This is a genomic window from Mogibacterium diversum (assembly GCF_938028775.1).
Classification (GTDB): domain Bacteria; phylum Bacillota; class Clostridia; order Peptostreptococcales; family Anaerovoracaceae; genus Mogibacterium; species Mogibacterium diversum_A.
In genome coordinates, this window is the sequence record NZ_CALIZG010000018.1 from 43,198 (window position 1) to 62,728 (window position 19,531).

General features: G+C 42.7%; 17 protein-coding genes, 2 tRNA genes and 1 pseudogene. 11 read left to right on the forward strand and 9 right to left on the reverse strand.

What is annotated here, in order from left to right; translation table 11 throughout:
- Positions 1–109: 109 nt before the first annotated feature.
- The 3 genes from Q7O90_RS04545 (at position 110) to Q7O90_RS04555 (ending at position 1,070) form a co-directional block, all read left to right on the forward strand.
- Positions 110–201, forward strand: a tRNA-Ser gene (locus Q7O90_RS04545).
- Between the two features lie 365 nt (positions 202–566).
- A complete protein-coding gene (locus tag Q7O90_RS04550; protein WP_304128048.1) occupies positions 567–872 on the forward strand; it encodes a hypothetical protein in 306 nt (101 codons plus the stop codon).
- 12 nt (positions 873–884) lie between these two features.
- Positions 885–1,070, forward strand: a complete 186-nt coding sequence (locus tag Q7O90_RS04555) for a hypothetical protein (protein ID WP_273451812.1) — start codon at positions 885–887, stop codon at positions 1,068–1,070.
- Between the two features lie 508 nt (positions 1,071–1,578).
- On the opposite strand, the gene Q7O90_RS04560 is transcribed toward Q7O90_RS04555, so the two are convergent.
- Positions 1,579–2,031 (reverse strand): hypothetical protein, encoded by a 453-nt coding sequence (locus Q7O90_RS04560; RefSeq protein ID WP_304128049.1) that lies wholly within the window; start codon positions 2,029–2,031, stop codon positions 1,579–1,581.
- Between the two features lie 177 nt (positions 2,032–2,208).
- Here Q7O90_RS04560 and Q7O90_RS04565 point away from each other — a divergent pair, with 177 nt between their 5' ends.
- The gene (locus Q7O90_RS04565) at positions 2,209–2,979 is read left to right on the forward strand and encodes a formate/nitrite transporter family protein (protein WP_304128051.1); all 771 of its coding nucleotides are present in this window, start codon (positions 2,209–2,211) and stop codon (positions 2,977–2,979) included.
- A 122-nt stretch (positions 2,980–3,101) separates the two neighbouring features.
- Here the strand turns inward: Q7O90_RS04565 and Q7O90_RS04570 are convergent, their stop codons facing one another.
- The 3 genes from Q7O90_RS04570 to Q7O90_RS04580 all read right to left on the reverse strand — a co-directional run bounded on the left by Q7O90_RS04570 (position 3,102) and on the right by Q7O90_RS04580 (position 4,614).
- On the reverse strand, positions 3,102–3,704 hold the full coding sequence (locus tag Q7O90_RS04570; protein ID WP_304128054.1) for a hypothetical protein: 603 nt from the start codon (positions 3,702–3,704) through the stop codon (positions 3,102–3,104).
- 131 nt (positions 3,705–3,835) lie between these two features.
- Positions 3,836–4,084 carry a TIGR03905 family TSCPD domain-containing protein gene (locus Q7O90_RS04575; RefSeq protein WP_304128057.1) on the reverse strand — a complete coding sequence of 83 codons (249 nt, stop codon included), beginning with the start codon at positions 4,082–4,084 and terminating at the stop codon, positions 3,836–3,838.
- The gene (locus Q7O90_RS04580; RefSeq protein WP_304128059.1) at positions 4,081–4,614 is read right to left on the reverse strand and encodes a DUF1836 domain-containing protein; all 534 of its coding nucleotides are present in this window, start codon (positions 4,612–4,614) and stop codon (positions 4,081–4,083) included. Before Q7O90_RS04580 ends, Q7O90_RS04575 begins: the two co-directional genes overlap by 4 nt.
- A 322-nt stretch (positions 4,615–4,936) precedes the next feature.
- Between Q7O90_RS04580 and Q7O90_RS04585 the strand changes: the two genes are divergently transcribed.
- The gene (locus tag Q7O90_RS04585) at positions 4,937–6,652 is read left to right on the forward strand and encodes an AMP-binding protein (RefSeq protein ID WP_304128062.1); all 1,716 of its coding nucleotides are present in this window, start codon (positions 4,937–4,939) and stop codon (positions 6,650–6,652) included.
- Between the two features lie 179 nt (positions 6,653–6,831).
- On the opposite strand, the gene Q7O90_RS04590 is transcribed toward Q7O90_RS04585, so the two are convergent.
- Genes Q7O90_RS04590 through Q7O90_RS04600 form a run of 3 tightly spaced genes read right to left on the reverse strand, consistent with a single transcriptional unit; the run spans position 6,832 to position 10,313 of the window.
- A complete protein-coding gene (locus Q7O90_RS04590) occupies positions 6,832–7,845 on the reverse strand; it encodes an aspartate-semialdehyde dehydrogenase (RefSeq protein WP_304128065.1) in 1,014 nt (337 codons plus the stop codon).
- Between the two features lie 43 nt (positions 7,846–7,888).
- Positions 7,889–9,208: an aspartate kinase gene (locus Q7O90_RS04595; RefSeq protein WP_304128068.1), complete on the reverse strand. Its 1,320-nt coding sequence runs from the start codon at positions 9,206–9,208 to the stop codon at positions 7,889–7,891.
- Positions 9,209–9,218: 10 nt separating this feature from the next.
- Positions 9,219–10,313 carry a homoserine dehydrogenase gene (locus Q7O90_RS04600; protein WP_304128072.1) on the reverse strand — a complete coding sequence of 365 codons (1,095 nt, stop codon included), beginning with the start codon at positions 10,311–10,313 and terminating at the stop codon, positions 9,219–9,221.
- A 130-nt stretch (positions 10,314–10,443) separates the two neighbouring features.
- Here Q7O90_RS04600 and thrC point away from each other — a divergent pair, with 130 nt between their 5' ends.
- From thrC to Q7O90_RS04615, 3 genes are all read left to right on the forward strand, one after another.
- Positions 10,444–11,919, forward strand: coding sequence for a threonine synthase (gene thrC, locus Q7O90_RS04605; protein WP_304128075.1), 1,476 nt, complete (start codon positions 10,444–10,446; stop codon positions 11,917–11,919).
- Positions 11,920–11,922: 3 nt separating this feature from the next.
- Positions 11,923–12,360, forward strand: coding sequence for an ACT domain-containing protein (locus Q7O90_RS04610; protein WP_273068158.1), 438 nt, complete (start codon positions 11,923–11,925; stop codon positions 12,358–12,360).
- A gap of 136 nt (positions 12,361–12,496) precedes the next feature.
- Entirely contained in the window at positions 12,497–13,396 is a 900-nt protein-coding gene (locus Q7O90_RS04615) for a selenium metabolism-associated LysR family transcriptional regulator (RefSeq protein WP_106056229.1), read from the forward strand.
- A 129-nt stretch (positions 13,397–13,525) separates the two neighbouring features.
- On the opposite strand, the pseudogene selD reads toward Q7O90_RS04615, so the two are convergent.
- Positions 13,526–14,509: pseudogene (selD, locus tag Q7O90_RS04620) on the reverse strand (selenide, water dikinase SelD); the annotation flags it as partial.
- Positions 14,510–14,684: 175 nt separating this feature from the next.
- Positions 14,685–15,839: an aminotransferase class V-fold PLP-dependent enzyme gene (locus tag Q7O90_RS04625; RefSeq protein WP_304128078.1), complete on the reverse strand. Its 1,155-nt coding sequence runs from the start codon at positions 15,837–15,839 to the stop codon at positions 14,685–14,687.
- Between the two features lie 244 nt (positions 15,840–16,083).
- Here Q7O90_RS04625 and Q7O90_RS04630 point away from each other — a divergent pair.
- The 3 genes from Q7O90_RS04630 to selB all read left to right on the forward strand — a co-directional run bounded on the left by Q7O90_RS04630 (position 16,084) and on the right by selB (position 19,520).
- Positions 16,084–16,180: transfer RNA gene (locus Q7O90_RS04630), tRNA-Sec, on the forward strand.
- Positions 16,181–16,205: 25 nt separating this feature from the next.
- The gene (gene selA / locus Q7O90_RS04635; protein ID WP_304128081.1) at positions 16,206–17,612 is read left to right on the forward strand and encodes an L-seryl-tRNA(Sec) selenium transferase; all 1,407 of its coding nucleotides are present in this window, start codon (positions 16,206–16,208) and stop codon (positions 17,610–17,612) included.
- Positions 17,613–19,520 carry a selenocysteine-specific translation elongation factor gene (selB, locus tag Q7O90_RS04640; protein ID WP_304128084.1) on the forward strand — a complete coding sequence of 636 codons (1,908 nt, stop codon included), beginning with the start codon at positions 17,613–17,615 and terminating at the stop codon, positions 19,518–19,520. It begins immediately after the preceding gene.
- Positions 19,521–19,531 lie beyond the last annotated feature (11 nt).

The following is a 19,531-nucleotide window of genomic DNA, read 5'->3' on the forward strand; positions in this document are numbered from 1 at the left end:
ATAATGACCTTCGCGGTATCCTGCAGAAGCTTCCGCCCCCGTCTTGGGCTTAGTTTCTGGTTGAGGCTTTTGACCCTTATTGGTCGTTAGTCTCCAGGATATTATTTGTGGAGAGGTACCCAAGAGGCTGAAGGGACTGGCTTCGAATACCAGCAGGCGGGTAACTCCCGTGCGAGGGTTCAAATCCCTCTCTCTCCGCCATAAAAAATAGGTAGCACTTTATGTGCTACCTATTTTTTATGTAAAGACAGGGATTTGAATCCCTAGGGGTTCTGCGGATGTTGGACAGTCCGAAGTGGCAAGGCGAAAAGCATTGAAAACAGGACTATCTCAAAAAATACTAATGCAGACACAACTAATAAGTTGATATGGAGGATTTTTACAGTGGTTTGTATTATAATAAGAAATATAAAACTTCTGTAAAGGAGATAAACTATGGCACTTAGCTATAAACCCTTAGTAGATACTTATCTTGATTTAGGAACATTTTTAGCTAAAAAATTTGATTCTGTAGATGCTGTTCCTAATAACGGTTACATTGAATTATGATAGCGATAACCATAATTATGGCTATTAACATAGTGGCATTGTTGTTTGTGCCTTTCTCACCTTTGGTTTTTTTATCAACATTGTTAATAGCAAAAAAATATAAAAATAATGACTATGGTGATTTGTTGTCAAAGAAAAATCGTATCGTGAGCTTTGTGGTAACAGTTGCAATAGGAGTAGCATGTGTGGTGTTGGCATACATACTGCCGTATCATGAATATTATCCCAACATTATTAGAAGATTGTGTGAAACAATTGGAACAATAAATATATATTTCGCAATAAATATATTTATTACAAAGAAATCGGTGAGAAGATATTAGTAGGCATGAATTATGGGAAGTAAGTACAGGTATGTTCTATCAATACTACAAATAGTAGTTGGAATACTTGCCGCAATGGTTTTTATTAAAACTATTGTATATGGAGGCAAAGTGGAATTGAAACTAATATCGCTAATGGCAATGATATTAGGTGTAGCAAATGGAGTTCGAGGTATACGTGAAATAAATAAACATTGATAACAATGATTATTGCAACTCATGATGATAGACTATCCTAATCATGCAACAAGATAATTTCAATGTAAATATAACGAAATATTTATAAATAATTCAAAAGGCTATTTATCTATTAAAGATATTTAGCTTTTTGTATTTTATAAAATTTGAAAGGAGAATTAAAAATGAAAGAATTAGAAAAAGTAATGGAACAATAGTGAAGATTAAAAATAAAGATTAGACAGGTGGCTTTTATGAAAACTAAATATATTAATTCGCATCGAAATTAAGAAGTTTTTCCTTTTCTAACCTTTATTGTCAAATTATGCTTATAATAATATAAGACGATAAATAAAAAAGCAGCAACAAGGCTGAAATACTTAACCTCATCACTGCAACTATCAATTTGATAGCTTCACTAGCTACATTGATTATAGCAATAAGGTATGGTTAAGGCAAGGGGGATAACAATGACTAGCTTTTATCTAAACTAGCTAAGCCTATTAGATTAACATGTGGGAGGTCTAAACTACCTACCACACAGTTGATCCCTAAAATAATCCTTCTGACTTTCGAACATCTTTACAGCCCTGTCGTAGAGACTTGTACCTCCAAACACATCCTCGATAGTAATCGGTAGATGAATCAATGCGATATCAACACATAGCTCATAATATCCCATTTTGTCGAGATCCTTTTTAATTTCATCGACCATCCAAATGTATAAAGCGTAGTCAATGCCGCGGTCGACGCAGTTTCTTTCAAATCTTGCTCCCGCTTTAGTATTCTTTTTGAGTTTAGTTACTTCATCAGCAGCCAACTGGCGCTTGTGATATGTGTTACTATCGATAGCCCAAACTACGAAGAATAATATAGGCAGACCGAAAATCGTAAATAAAACTATACCCTTTGAAGCGTAGTCAACTATTACGGCTCCTATACCATCACCATAATGAACCCATTCAGGAACTTGATTGCTCATATAAAAGTTCTCCAGTCTGTAAAGGTAAAATCTAACTATATTTTAAATCTTTTGACCGTAATTTGATGCATTTTAATTGTATTTATACTCCACATACATCCTGCAATAACTTTAATTCCAATCGCTTATAATGTATCATATTAAGTACTTATGAAGAGCGTTATCGGAGGACGGCACATGTATAGAGAAGAGATCGCAGCTATTTCGAATGGAGCAGAAGCTAAGGTTAGACTTCTTAGAGAAAACCCTGGCGGATATATTATTATGTCACTACTCGGAGGAATATACATAGGCTTCGGAGTGCTGATTTCGTATACTCTAGGCGGGCAGCTCCAGGGCCAGCCGTATGCTAAGCTCGTCATGGCTATATTCTTTAGCGTAGCTCTCAGCCTTATAATAATCGCTGGTGCAGAACTCTTTACAGGCAACAATATGGTTCTTGCTGTCGGGTATATGAAGCGTAAAGTGACGATATTGGATGTCATCAAGATATTTGTCATCTGCTGGCTAGGCAACGTTATAGGTTCGGCACTTCTCGCTGGACTGTTTAATTTGACCGGTCTATATATAGATGGTACTCAGGCAGCGGTAGTCGGTGCAGCAGCGGTAAAAATGAACCTTTCGCCTATTGCGCTTCTTACGAGAGGTGTGCTTTGTAACTTCCTCGTGTGTCTTGCGGTGTGGTGCAGCTTTAGATGCAAGACCGATGAAGGCAAGCTCATCATGGTATTCTGGTGCATCGTTGCGTTCTTTGCCACTGGGTTTGAGCACAGCGTAGCTAATATGACGATTCTTGCTCTTGCACTTATTAATAATGGTGGGAATGAAGCTGTTACTGTCGGTGGATACTGGTATAATCTCGGGCTAGTGTCGCTTGGGAATATGATAGGTGGAGTGCTATTTGTAGCAGTTCCGTATATCGTGGCATCTAAAGAGAAATCCAAGTAAATTCATGAGGCGACAAGTAAATTCATAAAATAGGATAAAATAAAGTTAGCGTTAATAGACTAAAAGAGGGGTGGCTTGCCATCCCTCTTATCGCATTTAAAGTTTTTAATTATAAGGTTGTGCTACTCTTCATCATCAAGCAGAGCAAATTCCCCGTAAACTGGTCTATATAGTTTGTAGTGGCTCGATGCTATTAATTTTCCGGTGCTCTGTTCGTACATCTTAACCTCATATTCTTCGACGGTATATACAGCTCTGAAACCGATATACTGTACCTTTCCTTTTTCGCCATTTAACACGACTGGAGCAGTTCCTTTATTATTAATGTCATTAACAAATAAAGGCGTATAAGGTATATTACCAGTCATACGTTTATTAAGCGCATCAAGGGTATTTCTGTTCGTAAAACAGTTATCTATAGAAGCTTTATTCTTCACACGGTAACCAAGCGTATCGCCAGTTACGTATGCACGAAAAGTCACAGCCCTATCTGGTGTAATTGGGGCACCATCTACAGCACTCTTTGCGTTGCTAGATGAGCGTTTATAGGAGCTGTAATGTTTGTATTTTCTTATTAGCGTATTTCTGTAATAAACTCCATGGTACTGTTCAGACTTAGTGACATGTTCGTTTGAATGTCCAAGCTTAGCGTTACCATAAATTGAAAGTACAGGCAGAGCTAAAACAATAGCAATCGCTATAGCTAATGCTTTTGATTTCTTCATAATTCTACCTCCAGTGCTTAAAGTGCATTTAAAATATAGAGGTGTTAACTGCTTGTACCATATAATTACCATATAAACTGATTAGTGTAAATGGGGGGTAGAAAAAACAATTTAATACAAAAAAGCAGCAATTACTGCTGCTCATTTTTGTACTGCTTTAGCGCTTTGGAAAGCTGGTCCGGACATGATGTATCTTTGAATCCGCATTTTATACCCTCTAGTCTTTCGATTACATCATCGACCGGCATTCCTTTTACTAGACTGGCTAGTCCCTGGGTGTTTCCAGCGCAGCCACCTATAAATTCAACTGATTTTACTATGCCGTCCTCGATATCAAGATTCAAGAGCTGGGCACAGACACCTTCTGGCTTATATATCATACTTTCTTCCTTTCTTCCGTTCTTTCTCGTCTCAGTTTCAGCCTACGCTTCACTATTAGCTGATAAGCGGCAGCTGTTGCAACGTCTTCAATTACTCTAAAATAATCCTGGGCAGGTTTGGTGTGAGAGATGCTGTCTGCATATGTCGCATCAATCGCAGCCTCAAGTGTACTGCAGTACAGGTCGTAAGATTTGGAAATCTCATATCCGAGGCTATTGTCATCATCGATAGCTGAAATCAGCTCGGCGATCTCTTGCACGTTAAATATAGACTTGAGCGTGACAATTACGAAAAGCCGCGAGATGGCCTCCTTGCCGTACCTACGCTTTACAGGAGAGGGGACAACCCCAAGCTTAACGTAATTATTAACCATAGTGCTAGTCAGCAAATAGCTATCACCGTATGTGTCTTGAAAATGAGGATTTATCAGCGATAGCACCTGATCCATATATAGCGATATATCTGGCAGCTCATCCCAGCGCGGGAGGTGAAGCCTTGTGCTGTCCTGCATCATTTCTCTTTGTTCCATAAGTTCCTTCCAGTTGTGCTTCTATATAGGATAGTATCACAGCTCGCCGTGAGCTTCAAATTTCTGATAACTTGTATTTTTCAACCATTTGCACATGTATGCCTGTATAAAAATCAAATTAAATATTGCTAAATCGTGCTAAATGGAGTATCATACAGCATATACCTAGATTATAATACTAAATAATATAGTTTTCAAAACTATTTTATAATTTTTTCGCAAATCGTGCTCCCTCGGCATGCCGGAACACTACGCTCTAGTGGATTTTGGTGGACGGTGTTTTTGTAAGGGGCAGGTGACAGTCGGATAAACGGAGGTAATTTTGGAGAATATTAGAGAGATAATGGAAGCTGCTGTTAGCGAGTACGGGGCTAACAAGGCGTTCACACTCAAGCTTGGTGATGGAGAGTATCGTGATATTTCCTACAGCAGATACTATGAGGAGATTAGATGTCTCGGAGAGGCGCTACTATGTAGAGGCTTCTCGAATACTAGAATCGTTATCATCGGCAAGAATAGCTACAACTGGTATCTCGCCAATATGGCAACTTTGTTAACAGGCAACATAACTGTGCCGCTCGATAAAGAGCTAAAGTACGATGAGTTTGAAAGCTCGCTCATTCGTAGTGAAGCAGAAGTTATCTTCTATGATGAGAAGGAGTCGGAGTCCGTCACTAAAGCAATTTCTAGTGGTAAGACTCGTATTAAGGCTGCATTTCCGCTATTCAAAGTCTCTGACAAGACGGATATATATGACCTCACAGTAGAAGGTAGGGAACTCGTTGATGGAGGCTCTCGCAAGTATGATGATGTTGTAATCAATCCAGATGCTATGTCGTTCATGATTTTTACATCTGGAACGACTTCACAGTCCAAGATTGTAATGCTTTCGCAACGTAATGTTGCTTCTAATGTTGTCAATACTATCGCCTCTGAGCAGATTTATGATACAGATGTCAATATTTCGCTTCTACCATATCACCACACCTTCGGTCTTACATGTCAGATTATCATGTTTGCTGCGGGTGCGTCGACTGTTTTCTGTGATGGGCTTAAGTATATCCAGCAGAACTTCAAAGAGTATGGAGTTTCCATCTTCGTAGGAGTACCGCTTCTCATCGAGACTATGTATAGCCGTATACTTAAGAAGGCTGAGAAGGAAGGCCTTTCTGGCAGGCTCAAAACAATGGGGAAGGTTGTAAGGGTTCTTGGAAAGGCACATATAGACATCAGAAGAACTGTATTTAAGGGAATTCTCGAGGCGTTCGGTGGAAAGCTTCGCATGGTAATCCTCGGAGCCGCGGCTGCTGATCCAGAGTGCATTAAGGGCTGGAATGACTTCGGAGTTATATGTCTACAGGGATATGGTCTAACTGAGACCTCGCCAGTACTTTCTGCAGAGAGACCTGCGTATAGAAGACCTGGGTCCGTAGGAATTCCAATCGAAGGTGTTGGAATGGACATCTACGAGCCTGATGAGAACGGCATCGGAGAGATAATCGCTCGCGGCGAGAACATCATGCTCGGTTACTACGAGAATGAAGAAGCTACGAACGAGTGCATTTACGATGGATGGTTCCACACAGGAGACCTCGGATATAAGGATAAGGACGGATACTTTTATATCACAGGCCGCAAGAAGAACGTAATCGTACTGATGAATGGAAAGAACGTATTCCCTGAGGAAATCGAGCAGGAGCTAAATGTACTTCCATACAAAGAAGAGGCGATTATCGTCGGTATTCCGAGTGCTGAGGATGAGCGTGACCTAGTAGTTACACTAAAGCTCGTGTATAACCCAGAAGGATTTGAGGGCAAGACGCCTGAAGAAATCAATGCGATAGTAAAGGCTGATGTTGAGAAAATCAATGACAAACTTCCTCCGTACAAGAGAATCAAGAGAGTATACACAACTGATGAACCTATGGAGAAGACAAGTACCCAGAAGGTAAAGAGATTCGTTGAGACTCAGAAGATTATCGATGAGGAGAAGGCTGAAAAGCTACGCAGGGAAGAGGCTAAGTCTGAAGAGGCATAATGGTCTCAATCTTAGAAATGCAAAAGATTTAATAATAGCAGCGGGGATATTTGTTGCTATTGTAGGAGTAGCTTTTTTCTATAACTATATAAAGCAGGAGGACATGCGGCATAGCGCTGTCCTCCTGCTTTGTCTTTTGTTTATTGAATTCTTGTATCGCTCAGCTTTAAAGCTCTGTTCTAGGCATCGATCAGCAGCTCAGCAATCTGCACTGCGTTAGTTGCAGCACCCTTACGAACCTGGTCTCCTGCGCACCATAGGTTGATACCGTTCTCGCATACAAGATCACGTCTGATGCGTCCAACAAATACGATATCCTGATCGCTAGTATCGATTGGCATTGGGTAGCTAAGTGATTCAGGATCATCTACGAGCTTACAGCCTTTAGCACTTGCGATAGCCTTTCTAACGTCATCAAGCTCTAGTCTATCTTCTGTGATTACGTTTACAGAGATTGAGTGCGAACGTTCAACAGGAACTCTTACGCATGTGCAAGATACCTTTAGCTCAGGAAGGTGAAGGATCTTACGACCTTCGTTCTGAAGCTTCATTTCCTCAGATGTGTATAGGTTGTCTCCAAAACCTCCAATCTGCGGAATTAGATTAAAAGCGATCTGGTGCTGGAATACCTTTGGCTCTATTGAGCTACTCTCTCCATCTAGTACCTGCTTCGTCTGCTCGAATAATTCAATCGGTCCACCTGCACCAGCTCCGCTCACTGCCTGGTAAGTCGAGGCATAGAGCCCCTTGATAGGGGAGAGCTTATTGATTGCGTTTATAGCAACAAGTGTGATTATAGTCGAGCAGTTTGGGTTCGCAATAATTCCACTATGCTTAAAGGCGTCCTCTGGATTGATCTCTGGAACAACTAGAGGTACGTTATCATCGAGCCTATATGCGCTAGAATTATCAATATACGTAGCCCCTGAAGCCTTAATTGCATCGGTAAATCTAATTGAAATATCGTTCTCCGCAGCACCGAGCACGAAGTCTAGTCCTGCAAATGCGTCATCAGTTGCCTCCTGAATCACGACTGTTCCGTACTTCTCAGTTTGAACTTCCTTGCCAGCACTTCTCTTGCTAGCGAGTAGTCTGAGCTCTGATAGAGGGAAGTCTTTCTCTTGAAGTACCTTTAGCATCTCTTGTCCAACGGCACCAGTAGCACCGAGTATTCCTAATCTGTATTCTTTCATATCTTATCTACTGGAATCTGACCGATCCCAAACCCCTTTCTTGCTACTTTGCAAAGCTTTCGTATAACACGCGAATCGCTTTTTCAAAATCTTCGTTAAACACACCAATCATTATATTGATTTCATCCGCACACTGCTCAATGATACGAATGTTGATCTTGTTAACACCTAGCGCTCCGAATAGCTTGCCGGAAATTCCTGTCTTGTATGCCATCTGTCTGCCGACGATAGCAATCATGCTGATACCCTGGTCAATCTCGGCATCGATGCCACATTCTTTCTTGATAGCCGAAAGCACATCGTATTTGCACTGCTCGAGCTTGGATGATGGAGTGATGATTGAGAAGCTGTCAACACCGCTAGGAATCTGCGATATAGGCACATCGTGCTGCTCGCATATGTTGAGAACCTTACGGAGTGTATTTAGATTCTCTCCGATATTTCCCTTTGTTATCTTGATTAATGAGAAATCACGTTTGCCGGTAATTCCCGTGATGAATCTGTTGCTCTCCTCTGGGCTATCTTCGCCGAAGCTCTCGCGGATTATAGTACCTGGATTATCAGGCTCGTTGGTATTCCTGATGTTGAGCGGAATATCCTTAGCTCGTACAGGAAAGACTGTGTCTTCATGGAGAACAGCAGCTCCCATATAAGAAAGCTCTCTGAGCTCTGCGTATGTAACGCGGGCGATGCTCTTTGGGTTTTCAACTATGCGAGGATCTACCATCAGGATGCCGCTGACATCGGTCCAGTTCTCGTACACATCTGCGTCTAGTGAAGCCGCTGCGATAGCCCCTGATACGTCGGAGCCTCCTCGGGAAAATACTTTGATATCGCCATTTGGAAGGCTTCCGTAGAATCCCGGAATTACGATTTTGTTATATACATCAAAGATTTCTTTGAAGTTCTGTTCTGTCTTCTCCATATCTACATCGCCGTTGTATTTGAAACTGATGAGAGCTGCAGAGTCCACAAATTGGTATCCAAGATACTCAGCCATAAGCTTAGCATTGAGAAATTCACCCCGAGATGCTAAGTAGTCCATGGAGATATTTTTATCTAGCTTACTTCTGATAATCTCAAACTCCTGATCGAGGTCGAGTGAAAGGTCACATTCAGAGCGGATGTCCATGTAGCGCTGTTCAATCATCTCAAATATACTGTCATAAGATACATCATATTTGATGTGTGCTTTCACTAGGTATAGAAGGTCTGTCACCTTGTTGTCGTCCGAAGTGCGGCGACCTGGTGCCGAAACCACTACCACTCTGCGACTAGGGTCCTGTTCAATTATATTTTTTACTTTGGCAAACTGCGCACCATCACTGAGCGATGAGCCGCCAAACTTTGCAACTTTAATCATTAGTATATATCTACTCCCTTATTCCTGCCATGAAGAAATGCTCGTCGCTGCTCTCGGAGGCTAATCTGTGTGCCTCGGTAACGCTTAGTGGCCCTGTAATCTTGCATGAACCGTATTCCCTTACGTAATATCTATGAGCTTCAAGTCCGTTGTCAACAGATACATCGTTCTTCTCACTCTTGCCTGAGAACTTCCAGCCGTTTTCAATGTCTAGCACATCCTGAATCACTGAAGTTCCGGTAGGGTACTTGCCAGCACCTTGTCCGTAGAAACTGAGTGTACCGATGTGATTTCCCGTCAGGCTGATGAGGTTGTTATTCGCTGGAACGCTGGACTCGAGTGCGCCTCTACTAACAAGGGTAGGCTCAACATATGCGTAAGCACCAGCATCGGTCTGACCTGCATTCATGAGCAGCTTACAAGTGTATCCGTGTTCATTGAAATACTTGATGTCCCCAGCTGTGATATTCTGAATTCCGAACACAGGTACATCTTCTTCGGAAATACTTGTGCCAAAGGCGAGGTTCGCTGAAATCACGCACTTGCGCTGTGTATCGAAACCTCCGATATCTGCAGTCGGATCCTTCTCCGCATATCCGAGCTCTTGCGCCTTTGCAAGGATCTCTGCAAAATCAACTGGCTCGTTATGCATAGTATCCAGAATGTAGTTGCATGTGCCGTTAACGATACCGTTTATAGATAAAATCTCATCACTTCTCGACTGGCGCCTTAGATTGAAAAGCCATGGGATGCCGCCACCAGCAGAAGCTGTGTAGCGGAATTCAGCTCCATGCTCTCTAGCGAGATCGTGTAGTTCGTCCCAGTATGCTGCAACCAGATTCTTGTTAGGTGTTACTACGTGCTTGCCACTCTTAAGAGCAGCAGATACATATTCGTATGCTGGGTGGAGACCACCTATGCATTCTGCAACTAGCTCAATCTCCTCATCATTCAAAATATCTTCGTACTCAGTAGTTACGATATCTCCGAGTTCATCTATCGGCCTCTTGTAGAGCACGCGTTTTACTTCTATATTATGAGCAGCTTGCGCGACTTCGTATGCGCCGCTTCCGACTACTCCGTATCCGAGAATTGCAATCTTCATATTTATATACTCTTTAATCCTCTCCGTGTCCATTTTTGTATGTCGTGTCCTTGTATGAAAAACACTTGTATTCCTATGAGGAATAATGTATCATAAAAACACAAAATACGCAACAGAAAAGAGAGATAAAATGTTGAATTATATAAGTACAAGAGATGTGAATCACAAGGTTTCTTCGTCACAGGCAGTACTCGATGGACTTGCTAAAGACGGGGGACTTTACGTTCCAGAAGACTTAGCCGAACTAAAGCTGGATTATAAAGAGGTAATAGCCGAGGACTACCGTGGTATGGCTAAGAAGGTGTTCGGGAAGTTCTTTCCTGATTATGGAGAAGAATTGATAGATTCTATCGTCACGAGAAGCTACAAGGATAAGTTCACAGCAGAAGAAATTACTCCTCTAGTAAGCGTAGATGGTAGATATATACTAGAACTCTTCTGCGGGCCTACTTGTGCGTTTAAGGATGTCGCGCTCTCTGCGCTTCCTAACCTAATGTCAGAGGCAGCAAAGCTCAATGATTTTAAGGATGAGATCTTAATACTGACAGCTACTAGCGGAGATACGGGCAGCGCTGCACTTCATGGATTTTCAGATGTTCCAGGGATTAGAATAGCAGTATTCTATCCGGATAAAGGTATATCTGAGACTCAGCGCCTTCAGATGGTAACTCAATCAGGCGCTAATACCAAGGCGTTCGGAGTGAGAGGAAACTTCGACGATGCTCAGACAGGGGTTAAGAGATTATTCCAGGAGATTCCGAGACCTTGTGAAGGAGTTTCGCTGTCGAGCGCTAACTCCATCAATATAGGAAGGCTAGTTCCGCAGGTGGTATATTACTTCGCAGCTTATAAGAGTCTTGCGGATGCAGGCGAGATTAAGCTAGGTGATGCAGTTGATTACACAGTTCCTACTGGAAACTTTGGAGACATCATGGCTGGATACCTCGCTAAGCAGATGGGGCTCCCGGTTGGAAAGTTAGTTTGCGCCTCCAATAAGAACGATGTTCTTACAGAATTCCTCGAGACGGGCCATTACAATAAGAAAAGGGAATTTTACAAGACATCATCACCGTCAATGGACATTCTCGTATCAAGTAACCTTGAGAGGCTACTATTCTTCGTGTGCGGTGCCGACAAGACTAAGGAGTACATGAAGTCTCTTGCTGAAACTGGAGAGTATCAGATAAGCGAAGATGAGCTATCTGAGATCAAGAGAGATTTTGTAGGCTATGCATGCTCGGATGAAGAGGGGGCAGCTGCTATTGGTAGACTGTTTAAGGATGCGAGCTACGTCATGGATACACACACTGCCATCGCCTGGGCTGCATCAGACAAGTATTTGAGAGATGGTGGGCTACAAACAAAGAATGTGATTCTATCAACCGCTTCTCCATATAAGTTTACGGGTTCAGTGCTTGCGGCACTCGGAGAAGAAGCATCAGGAGATGATAAGGCAGACATGGAGAAATTGTCTGAAATTACTGGTACAGAGATTCCTAGCCCACTTCGTGCGATATTTGAAAAGGAAGTTAAGCACAGGGATATCATCGATGTGGATGAGATGATGGATGAAGTTAAAAAGTACGCTAGTGAAGGCAAGGAGTAGAAGGTGGATAGCAGGTATCTAATAGTAGATAAAAAAATTCTTCCTGAATACTTTGAGAAGGTTGTTGAGGCTAGCAGACTGCTTGCAGAAGGCGAGGTCCCAGATATAAGTGAAGCTGTGCGCACTGTGGGAATTTCACGAAGTACGTACTATAAGTACAAGGATTACGTGATGGAACTCAGCGCCAAGAAGACCAGCAAGAGGGCGATAATCTCTATGCAGCTACGACACGAAACTGGCGTGCTGGAGAAGCTGATCCGCGTGATTGCTAGTCACTCATACAGTATATGGACGATAAATCAGAGCCCGCCTGTAAATAACATTGCGACTATCATGATAGCCCTCAACATGGATGATGCAACATGTGGTCTTGAGCAACTAATACTCGACATGAGGGAGACGGAAGGTATAAAAAAAGCTAATCTTATCGGTGTAGAATAGAATTTTTCAATAGCAAACCCGTATATAATGCTGTTTGTTTGACACGATATTGCAAATAATATACTATTTAGAATAGCTAACAGGAGTGTTTCATTAGCGAGGCGCTCCTTTTTATTTAAGGGTTAGTGGAGGAAAGATGGATTTTAAGCAAATTGAAGCTTTTGTAAATGTTGTTAGGTTTAAGAGCTTTAGTCGTGCAGCAGATGCGACATTCTTTACCCAGCCGACTATCAGTACACATATAAGCTCTCTTGAGAAGGAGCTCAACACTAAGCTGCTCGATAGAAAGGGCAGAACTGTTGAGATGACGCCTCACGGTCAGAAGTTCTATCAGTATGCTGTTGAGATGGTGAATGCTAGAGCGCAAGCAATCGAAGCGCTTGATAATGGCGACGATAATCTGGACGGAGTTTTAGAGCTTCAGACTTCGACAGTGCCAGGGATCGCATTCCTGCCTGAGATTATCCGCAAGTTCACAGATGCTCATCCTTTTACCCAGTTCTATATTGAGATGAATGACAGCAAGGCAACAGTTGAAAGCCTTCTTGAGAGACGTGGTGAGATTGGTTTTGTAGGAGAGTACGTTGCAGAACCAGGTATTGAAGTGCATGAAATCTTCCATGACCGCCCAGTACTGCTAGTTCCTGGTACTTATGAAACTGATAAGGATACGATTACCCTAGAGGAGATGTCGAAGCTCCCGCTTATCTGGAGAGAAAACGGATCTGCTACCCGTAAGTCTTTCGAGGACACGGTTGCCTCTAAGGGTTTTGATAAGAATAACTTTAGAGTTATTTCTAGAACTAATGACCTTAACATGATAATGCGTCTCGTTGCAAATAATGTTGGTGCATCGATACTTTCCGAGAAAACCGTTAACAAGGTTGTGAGGTCAGACGAATTTAAGGTTCTTAAGATTGATGGCTTCGACAAGCTTCGCAGCTTCTATATGATTACACTCAAAAACGTATTTCTTTCACCAGTTGCCGAGGCGTTTAGGAAGTTCGTACTTGAGAATGCGGAGCAGCACAAGTAGGTTGCTTTGAAACATATTAATTAATAAAGAAATCAAATTAGAAAAAAGCAGGAAGACGATGAAATTCGCTTCCTGCTTTTTTATGTCTTGAGCTTGTCTACTAAGTCCTGAACGTAGGTAGCATCAGAGCTACTTGTTCAGAATTTCAATATAGTGTGAAGTACGCTTCTTGAACCTTCCGATTATGGCGTTCTCACAGCCTTTCTCTCCGAGTTGGTACTGGAGTCTTTCAAGCTCAGGTTCCTTAACAGCTAGGAGCAGGCCTCCAGAAGTCTGTGGATCGTAGAGCATGTCAAGCTGAGCCTGTTTTAATCCGACACTGTAGTCGATTACATCCTTCTCTAGGTATGTCATATTGTTATGAGCGCCACCAGGAAGAATTCCCTGTGACGCGAACTCAAGTGCATGATCCATCAGAGGTACTCTCTCCGTAAAAATCTCAAGTGTCACATCGCCTGACTTAGCCATCTCAGCACCGTGACCGATTAATCCGAAGCCGGTGATGTCTGTGCAGCCGTTAACCTTTACACCAGCAGTAGCTTCAAAGGCGTATCTGTTAAGCTCTGCCATAGTATCGCTGAGGGCTTTGCTCTCTGCTTCGCTCAGTAGGCTTACCTTATCAGCACTTGTGAGTACACCAGAACCAATTTTCTTGGTAATTACGAGGTAGTCACCCTCAGAAGCACTGTTGCTCAGGATATCGTCAGGATGTGCAAATCCTGTTACGCTGAGTCCGTACTTAGGTTCTTTATCGTTTATGCTATGCCCACCAGTTGTCATAGCTCCAGCTTCATTCACTTTATCGTTTCCGCCTTCAAGAATAGCTTCAACAGCTGCTATTGGAAGCTTTTCGGGGAAGGTGAGTAGGTTCATCGCTAGCTTAGGGGTTCCACCCATCGCATATATATCGCTGAGTGAGTTAGCTGCGGCGATCTGACCAAACATATATGGGTCATCGACAATCGGTGGGAAGAAGTCGATGCTATTGATGATAGCGAGATCATCACTTGCTTTGTACACGCAAGCATCGTCGCTGCTATCAAATCCGACCAGAACCCTCTCATCTCGAATCTTAGGTAGCTTAGATAATATGTCGCTTAGGACTCCCGGCCCTACTTTAGCTCCTCATCCGCCAGCGGCAGTCATCTCTGTAAGTCTAACATCTTCTAGTGCCATAGGCATGGCACAGCAAGATTTCTTTTCGTTATCTCCCATTATCCTTTTCCTCTTTCTGTTATTGAATCTAATTAAGTCATACTATGGTAAAAATCAAAATGCATTAAAATATCTATACGTTGCTCGCCAGCGCAAGTTCCTCAATCGCCTTAAGAGCTGTGTCAATTTCATCCTCGGTGTTAAATGGTCCGATCGAGAATCGAACAGTTCCTTCTGGAAACGTATGTAGAGACTCGTGCGCAAGCGGTGCACAGTGTAGTCCAACTCTTGTGTTAATCCCGTACGTATGCTCAAGGTTGAACGCACAGATACCATTGTCTTCCTCTGTAAAATCGATGGAGACAACGCTTACTCTGCCGTCTGTATTGGGAATTCCAGCAAGACGTACACCTTTTATATTAGCGATTCCACCTAGCATCCTCGCGGTAAGCTTCTCTTCATGTGTACGAACCTCGTCAAAATGCTCTTGAACCCACTTGAGAGCCGCATGAAGCCCGAAGATTCCTGGTAAGTTGAGAGTGCCGCTCTCGAATCTGTCCGGAAGTTCTGAAGGCATATCAGCCATATCAGAGTGACTACCGGTACCCCCTGAAATTATAGGGATGATGTCATCTTTGATCGCTGGGTTGATGAGCATAACGCCAATACCCTGTGGACCGAGAAGTGATTTGTGGCCTGGAACAGTAAGTCCGTCAATATGGCATTTCTGCATATCAATAGGGGTGTTTCCTGCTGTTTGCGCTGCATCTACTATGAAGAGCACACCTTCCTCGTGACATTTTCTTCCTATATCTTCGATGGGAAGTATGGTGCCACTCACATTAGAAGCGTGAAGCATGACAACAGCCTTGATATCTGGAGTGATCATATCCAGAGCTTTATCAAGATCGAGCTGTCCAAGTTCGTTACAAGGCATGCATTCATACTCAATTACACCATCTTCCTGAAGCTGGTGCAGCGGTCTATAGACTGCATTATGTTCCATGTGACTAGTGAGGAATTTATCTCCTGTTCGAGCTAAACCCTTTATTAAAAAGTTGAGCGCATAAGTGTTGCCAGGTGTAAATATTGCATTGCGCGCGCCATATCCATTCATCATCGAGTCGATCATCTCTCTGGTCTCGAGGACTACTTCGGCAGCCGAATAAGCTTTTTCATAACCTCCTCGGTTGATATTGCTTCCAACCTTAGTCATATATTCATAGACTGCATCAGCAACTTCCTGTGGTTTAGGGAAGGAAGTGGCTCCATTATCTAGATAAATCATCAAAAGCCTCCCACGAAATAATAGTTCCATTATTAGAAATGAATGTTTCTTATTATATCATAAAGAGGTTACATAGTTGATGTGGTGCTTATTAATATACATGCGAATCTTTATAAAAAGCGATGATAAATGAGTTATGCGCTAATAAAAAATTCTGTTATAGTATCCGCAAATGGCGCATATCCTATCAACTATCTGTTGATAGGCTTTAGCTTTGATGATATAATGACAAAGTATGTAACTTGGGGGTGGATAGGTGCTGGTGTGCCTTACGGTCTTCAAAACCGATATGAGGAGCTGATACCTTCTCGGGTGGGTTCGATTCCCACGCACTCCCGCCATTTAAGTTTGCATGGGAGTAATAATATGAAAAGAAATGAAGTTTTACGGCAGATTCCGAAGATAGATGAGGTGCTTAAAGAGCACCTCTTTTCTAATGCCTTCGAGAAAAGTGGAAGAGATGTTGTAACATCTATGGCCAGAAAGGTTATAGATGGGGTGCGTGCTGAAATTCTTGCTCTAAGCGATGATGAACTAGAGAATTATGACGTAATGAAACTAAGCATCTCGTATATCGCTGATGAGATTAAGGATAGACTCGAAGCTGACGAAGTGAATCATCTGCACGGAATAATTAACGCGACAGGAACCATCTTGCACACGAATCTTGGCAGAGCACCACTCTGTGAAGATGCAGTGCGCAATGTAGAGATGGTTTCACGAGGATATTCGAATCTCGAATATGATGTTAAGCTAGGAAAGCGTGGTTCAAGACATGATATTCTGCAGGAACTCATGGTTGAACTTACCGGTGCTGAGGATGTCATGATCGTCAACAACAACGCATCTGCTACGATGCTTGTGCTTTCTGCTATGGCGGAGGGCCATGAGGTCGTGGTATCGAGAGGTGAGCTAGTCGAAATCGGAGGAGCTTTTAGAATTCCTGATATCATGGAGCAGAGTGGCGCGACTCTACATGAGGTTGGAACTACCAACAAGACTAAGCCTAGTGATTATGAGAAGGCGATAAATGAAAACACTGGCGCCCTCATGAAGGTCCACACCAGCAATTATAAAATCATGGGATTTACTGAAGAGGCTGAACTCGATGATTTAGTTGATATTGGCAAGGAGCACGATATCCCGGTTATCTTCGATATGGGTAATGGACTCATGGTGAACCTCGCTGAATATGGACTTGATGAGCCTAATGTTCCTGCCTCTCTAGATACGGGAATCGATGTCATTCTATTCAGTGGTGATAAGCTGCTTGGTGGTCCTCAGGCTGGGATTATCGCTGGAAAGCGAAAGTTTATCGAGAAGATGAAGAAGCATCCTCTGGCACGTGCACTTAGAGTGGATAAGATGACTTTTGCAGCGATGGAAGAGACGTTAAAGAAATATAGGGATACAAAAGTTGCGATGCGTGATATCCCGGTGCTCCGCATGATTACGACAACTCACGAAGTTCTGCTCGAAAGAGCTGAGAGTTTAGCCGACAAGATCCGTACGGCGAATAGCAAGCTCAATGTTAAAATTGTTGATGCAGATGACCAGATTGGTGGTGGTTCTGCGCCAATGGTATTCCTACCAGGGGTTGCGGTAGCTGTAACGTCTACGGAGACTACGACAAAGGGACTTGAGAGGGCACTTAGAAAACATGAAATTCCTGTAATCGCAAGAATTCACGAGGATGAACTGCTGTTCTCGGTAAGAACTGTGCTTGACCGCGAGCTTGAAGATATCGCAGCAGCGCTAAGGGAAGTGGAATAGATGAAGAACGTAATTATTGGCACAGCTGGTCACGTCGATCACGGCAAGACTCAGCTGATTAAAGCTCTTTCTGGCATCGATACAGATAGACTATCCGAAGAGAAAAAGCGTGGAATTACCATCGAACTCGGTTTTGCTCACATAGATAATGATGCAGGCTATAATATCGGTGTAATTGATGTGCCAGGGCATGAGAAATTTATCAAAAATATGCTTGCTGGAATCGGTGGTGTTGACTTCGTGCTATTTGTAGTTGCAGCAGATGAAGGTATCATGCCACAGACTAAAGAGCATTTTGAAATATTGCAAGCGCTCGGAATCGATGATGGCATCATCGCAATCACCAAAAAGGATATGGTGGACGAGGAGTGGCTTGAAATGCTAGTCGAGGATGTAAAGGATTATTTTAAGGGCTCTTTTCTTGAGGGAAAACCCATGATAGCTGTTTCGTCTAAAACTGGAGAAAATATTGATGCGCTAAGAGATGAAATAATAAAGAAGTGCGACCGTGAGTCAAAGAGGCGCGAGGAGCCGGAGCTATTCAGACTGCCTATAGATAGAGTTTTTTCTATGCAGGGATTTGGAACTGTAGTCACAGGAACTCTAGTGGATGGTGTGTTAAAACTGAATGATGATTTGAATATATATCCTGAGGAATTACCTGTGAAGGTAAGAGGAATCCAGACTTATGGCAACGATACTGATGAGGCGGTTGCTGGACAGCGAACGGCTGTGAACCTATCTGGTGTCAAGAAGGAAAATGTGCTTAGAGGCTCTGTATTAGCTGCATCAGGTGCGGTTACTGTGACCAATATGCTCGACGTGGAAATGAGCATTTTTAATAGCAGTGATAGGCAGATACTTAATAACAGCAGAGTTCATCTTTACACTGGTAGTAAGGAGGTTTTAGCTAAGGTCATTATCATGGACCGCGATGTTATGGTGAGTGGGGACAAGGCCTTTGTGCAGTTAAGACTCGAAGAACCTATAGCGGTTAGGAGAGGAGATAAGTTCATTATCAGATTTTACTCACCAGTAATTACAGTTGGTGGTGGTAGAGTGCTTGATGCAAATCCAGAGAAGCATAAGAGAAATCGTGACGATGTGCTTGCTGACTTTGAGATACTTGCTGCTGGCGATATAGGGGATATCATTCATCTAAAGACCGGAAGGTGGAAGTATTATAAAGAGTGTGAGCTTGGGCAGGAGCTTGGACTCACGGCTGCCGAAATAAAACAAGCTATTAAATCACTCGCAGGCCAAGGCAGGGTGGTAATACTTGCAGATGGCTCTATCGTAAACGAGGATAAGTTAAAAATACTCGAGGATACTGTTTCAAAGATAATCGAAGAGTATCATAGCCAGAATCCTATGGTAGATGGAATCCCTAAGAGAGAGCTGCTAAGCAGGATTAAGGAGTATCGCCATATCGAGGATGATAAGCTAGGACAGGCGATTATTTCTAAGTTCTTAGATTCGGGAATGCTTGAGGACAAGGAGAAGACGATTTCGGTTGCAGGTTTCAAGGTTGAGTTCTCAGATGAGCAGCTTGCCCTGATGGATGAGATTAAGAAAATGTATGATAAAGCTGGCGTCGAGACGATTAAAAATGAAGATATATATGAATTCGCAGGTAACAAAGATATTGCTAGCGCCATTCAAAATGAGCTCGTGTCACGAGGGGAGATCTTTAAACTCGATGCAAGCTACTATATCGATACCAAAGCATGGGATATAGCAACTGCAGCTGTACGTGAACTTGGAACTGAAAAGCCAGAAGGATTTACCCTCGCTGATTATCGAGATAAGCTTGAAATTTCAAGGAAATACGCCTCTATCTTATTATCCGCACTTGACAAGTACGGTATAACAGTGTTTAATGGAGAGTGCCGAAAGGCGATAAAATAGTCACGAAAGGG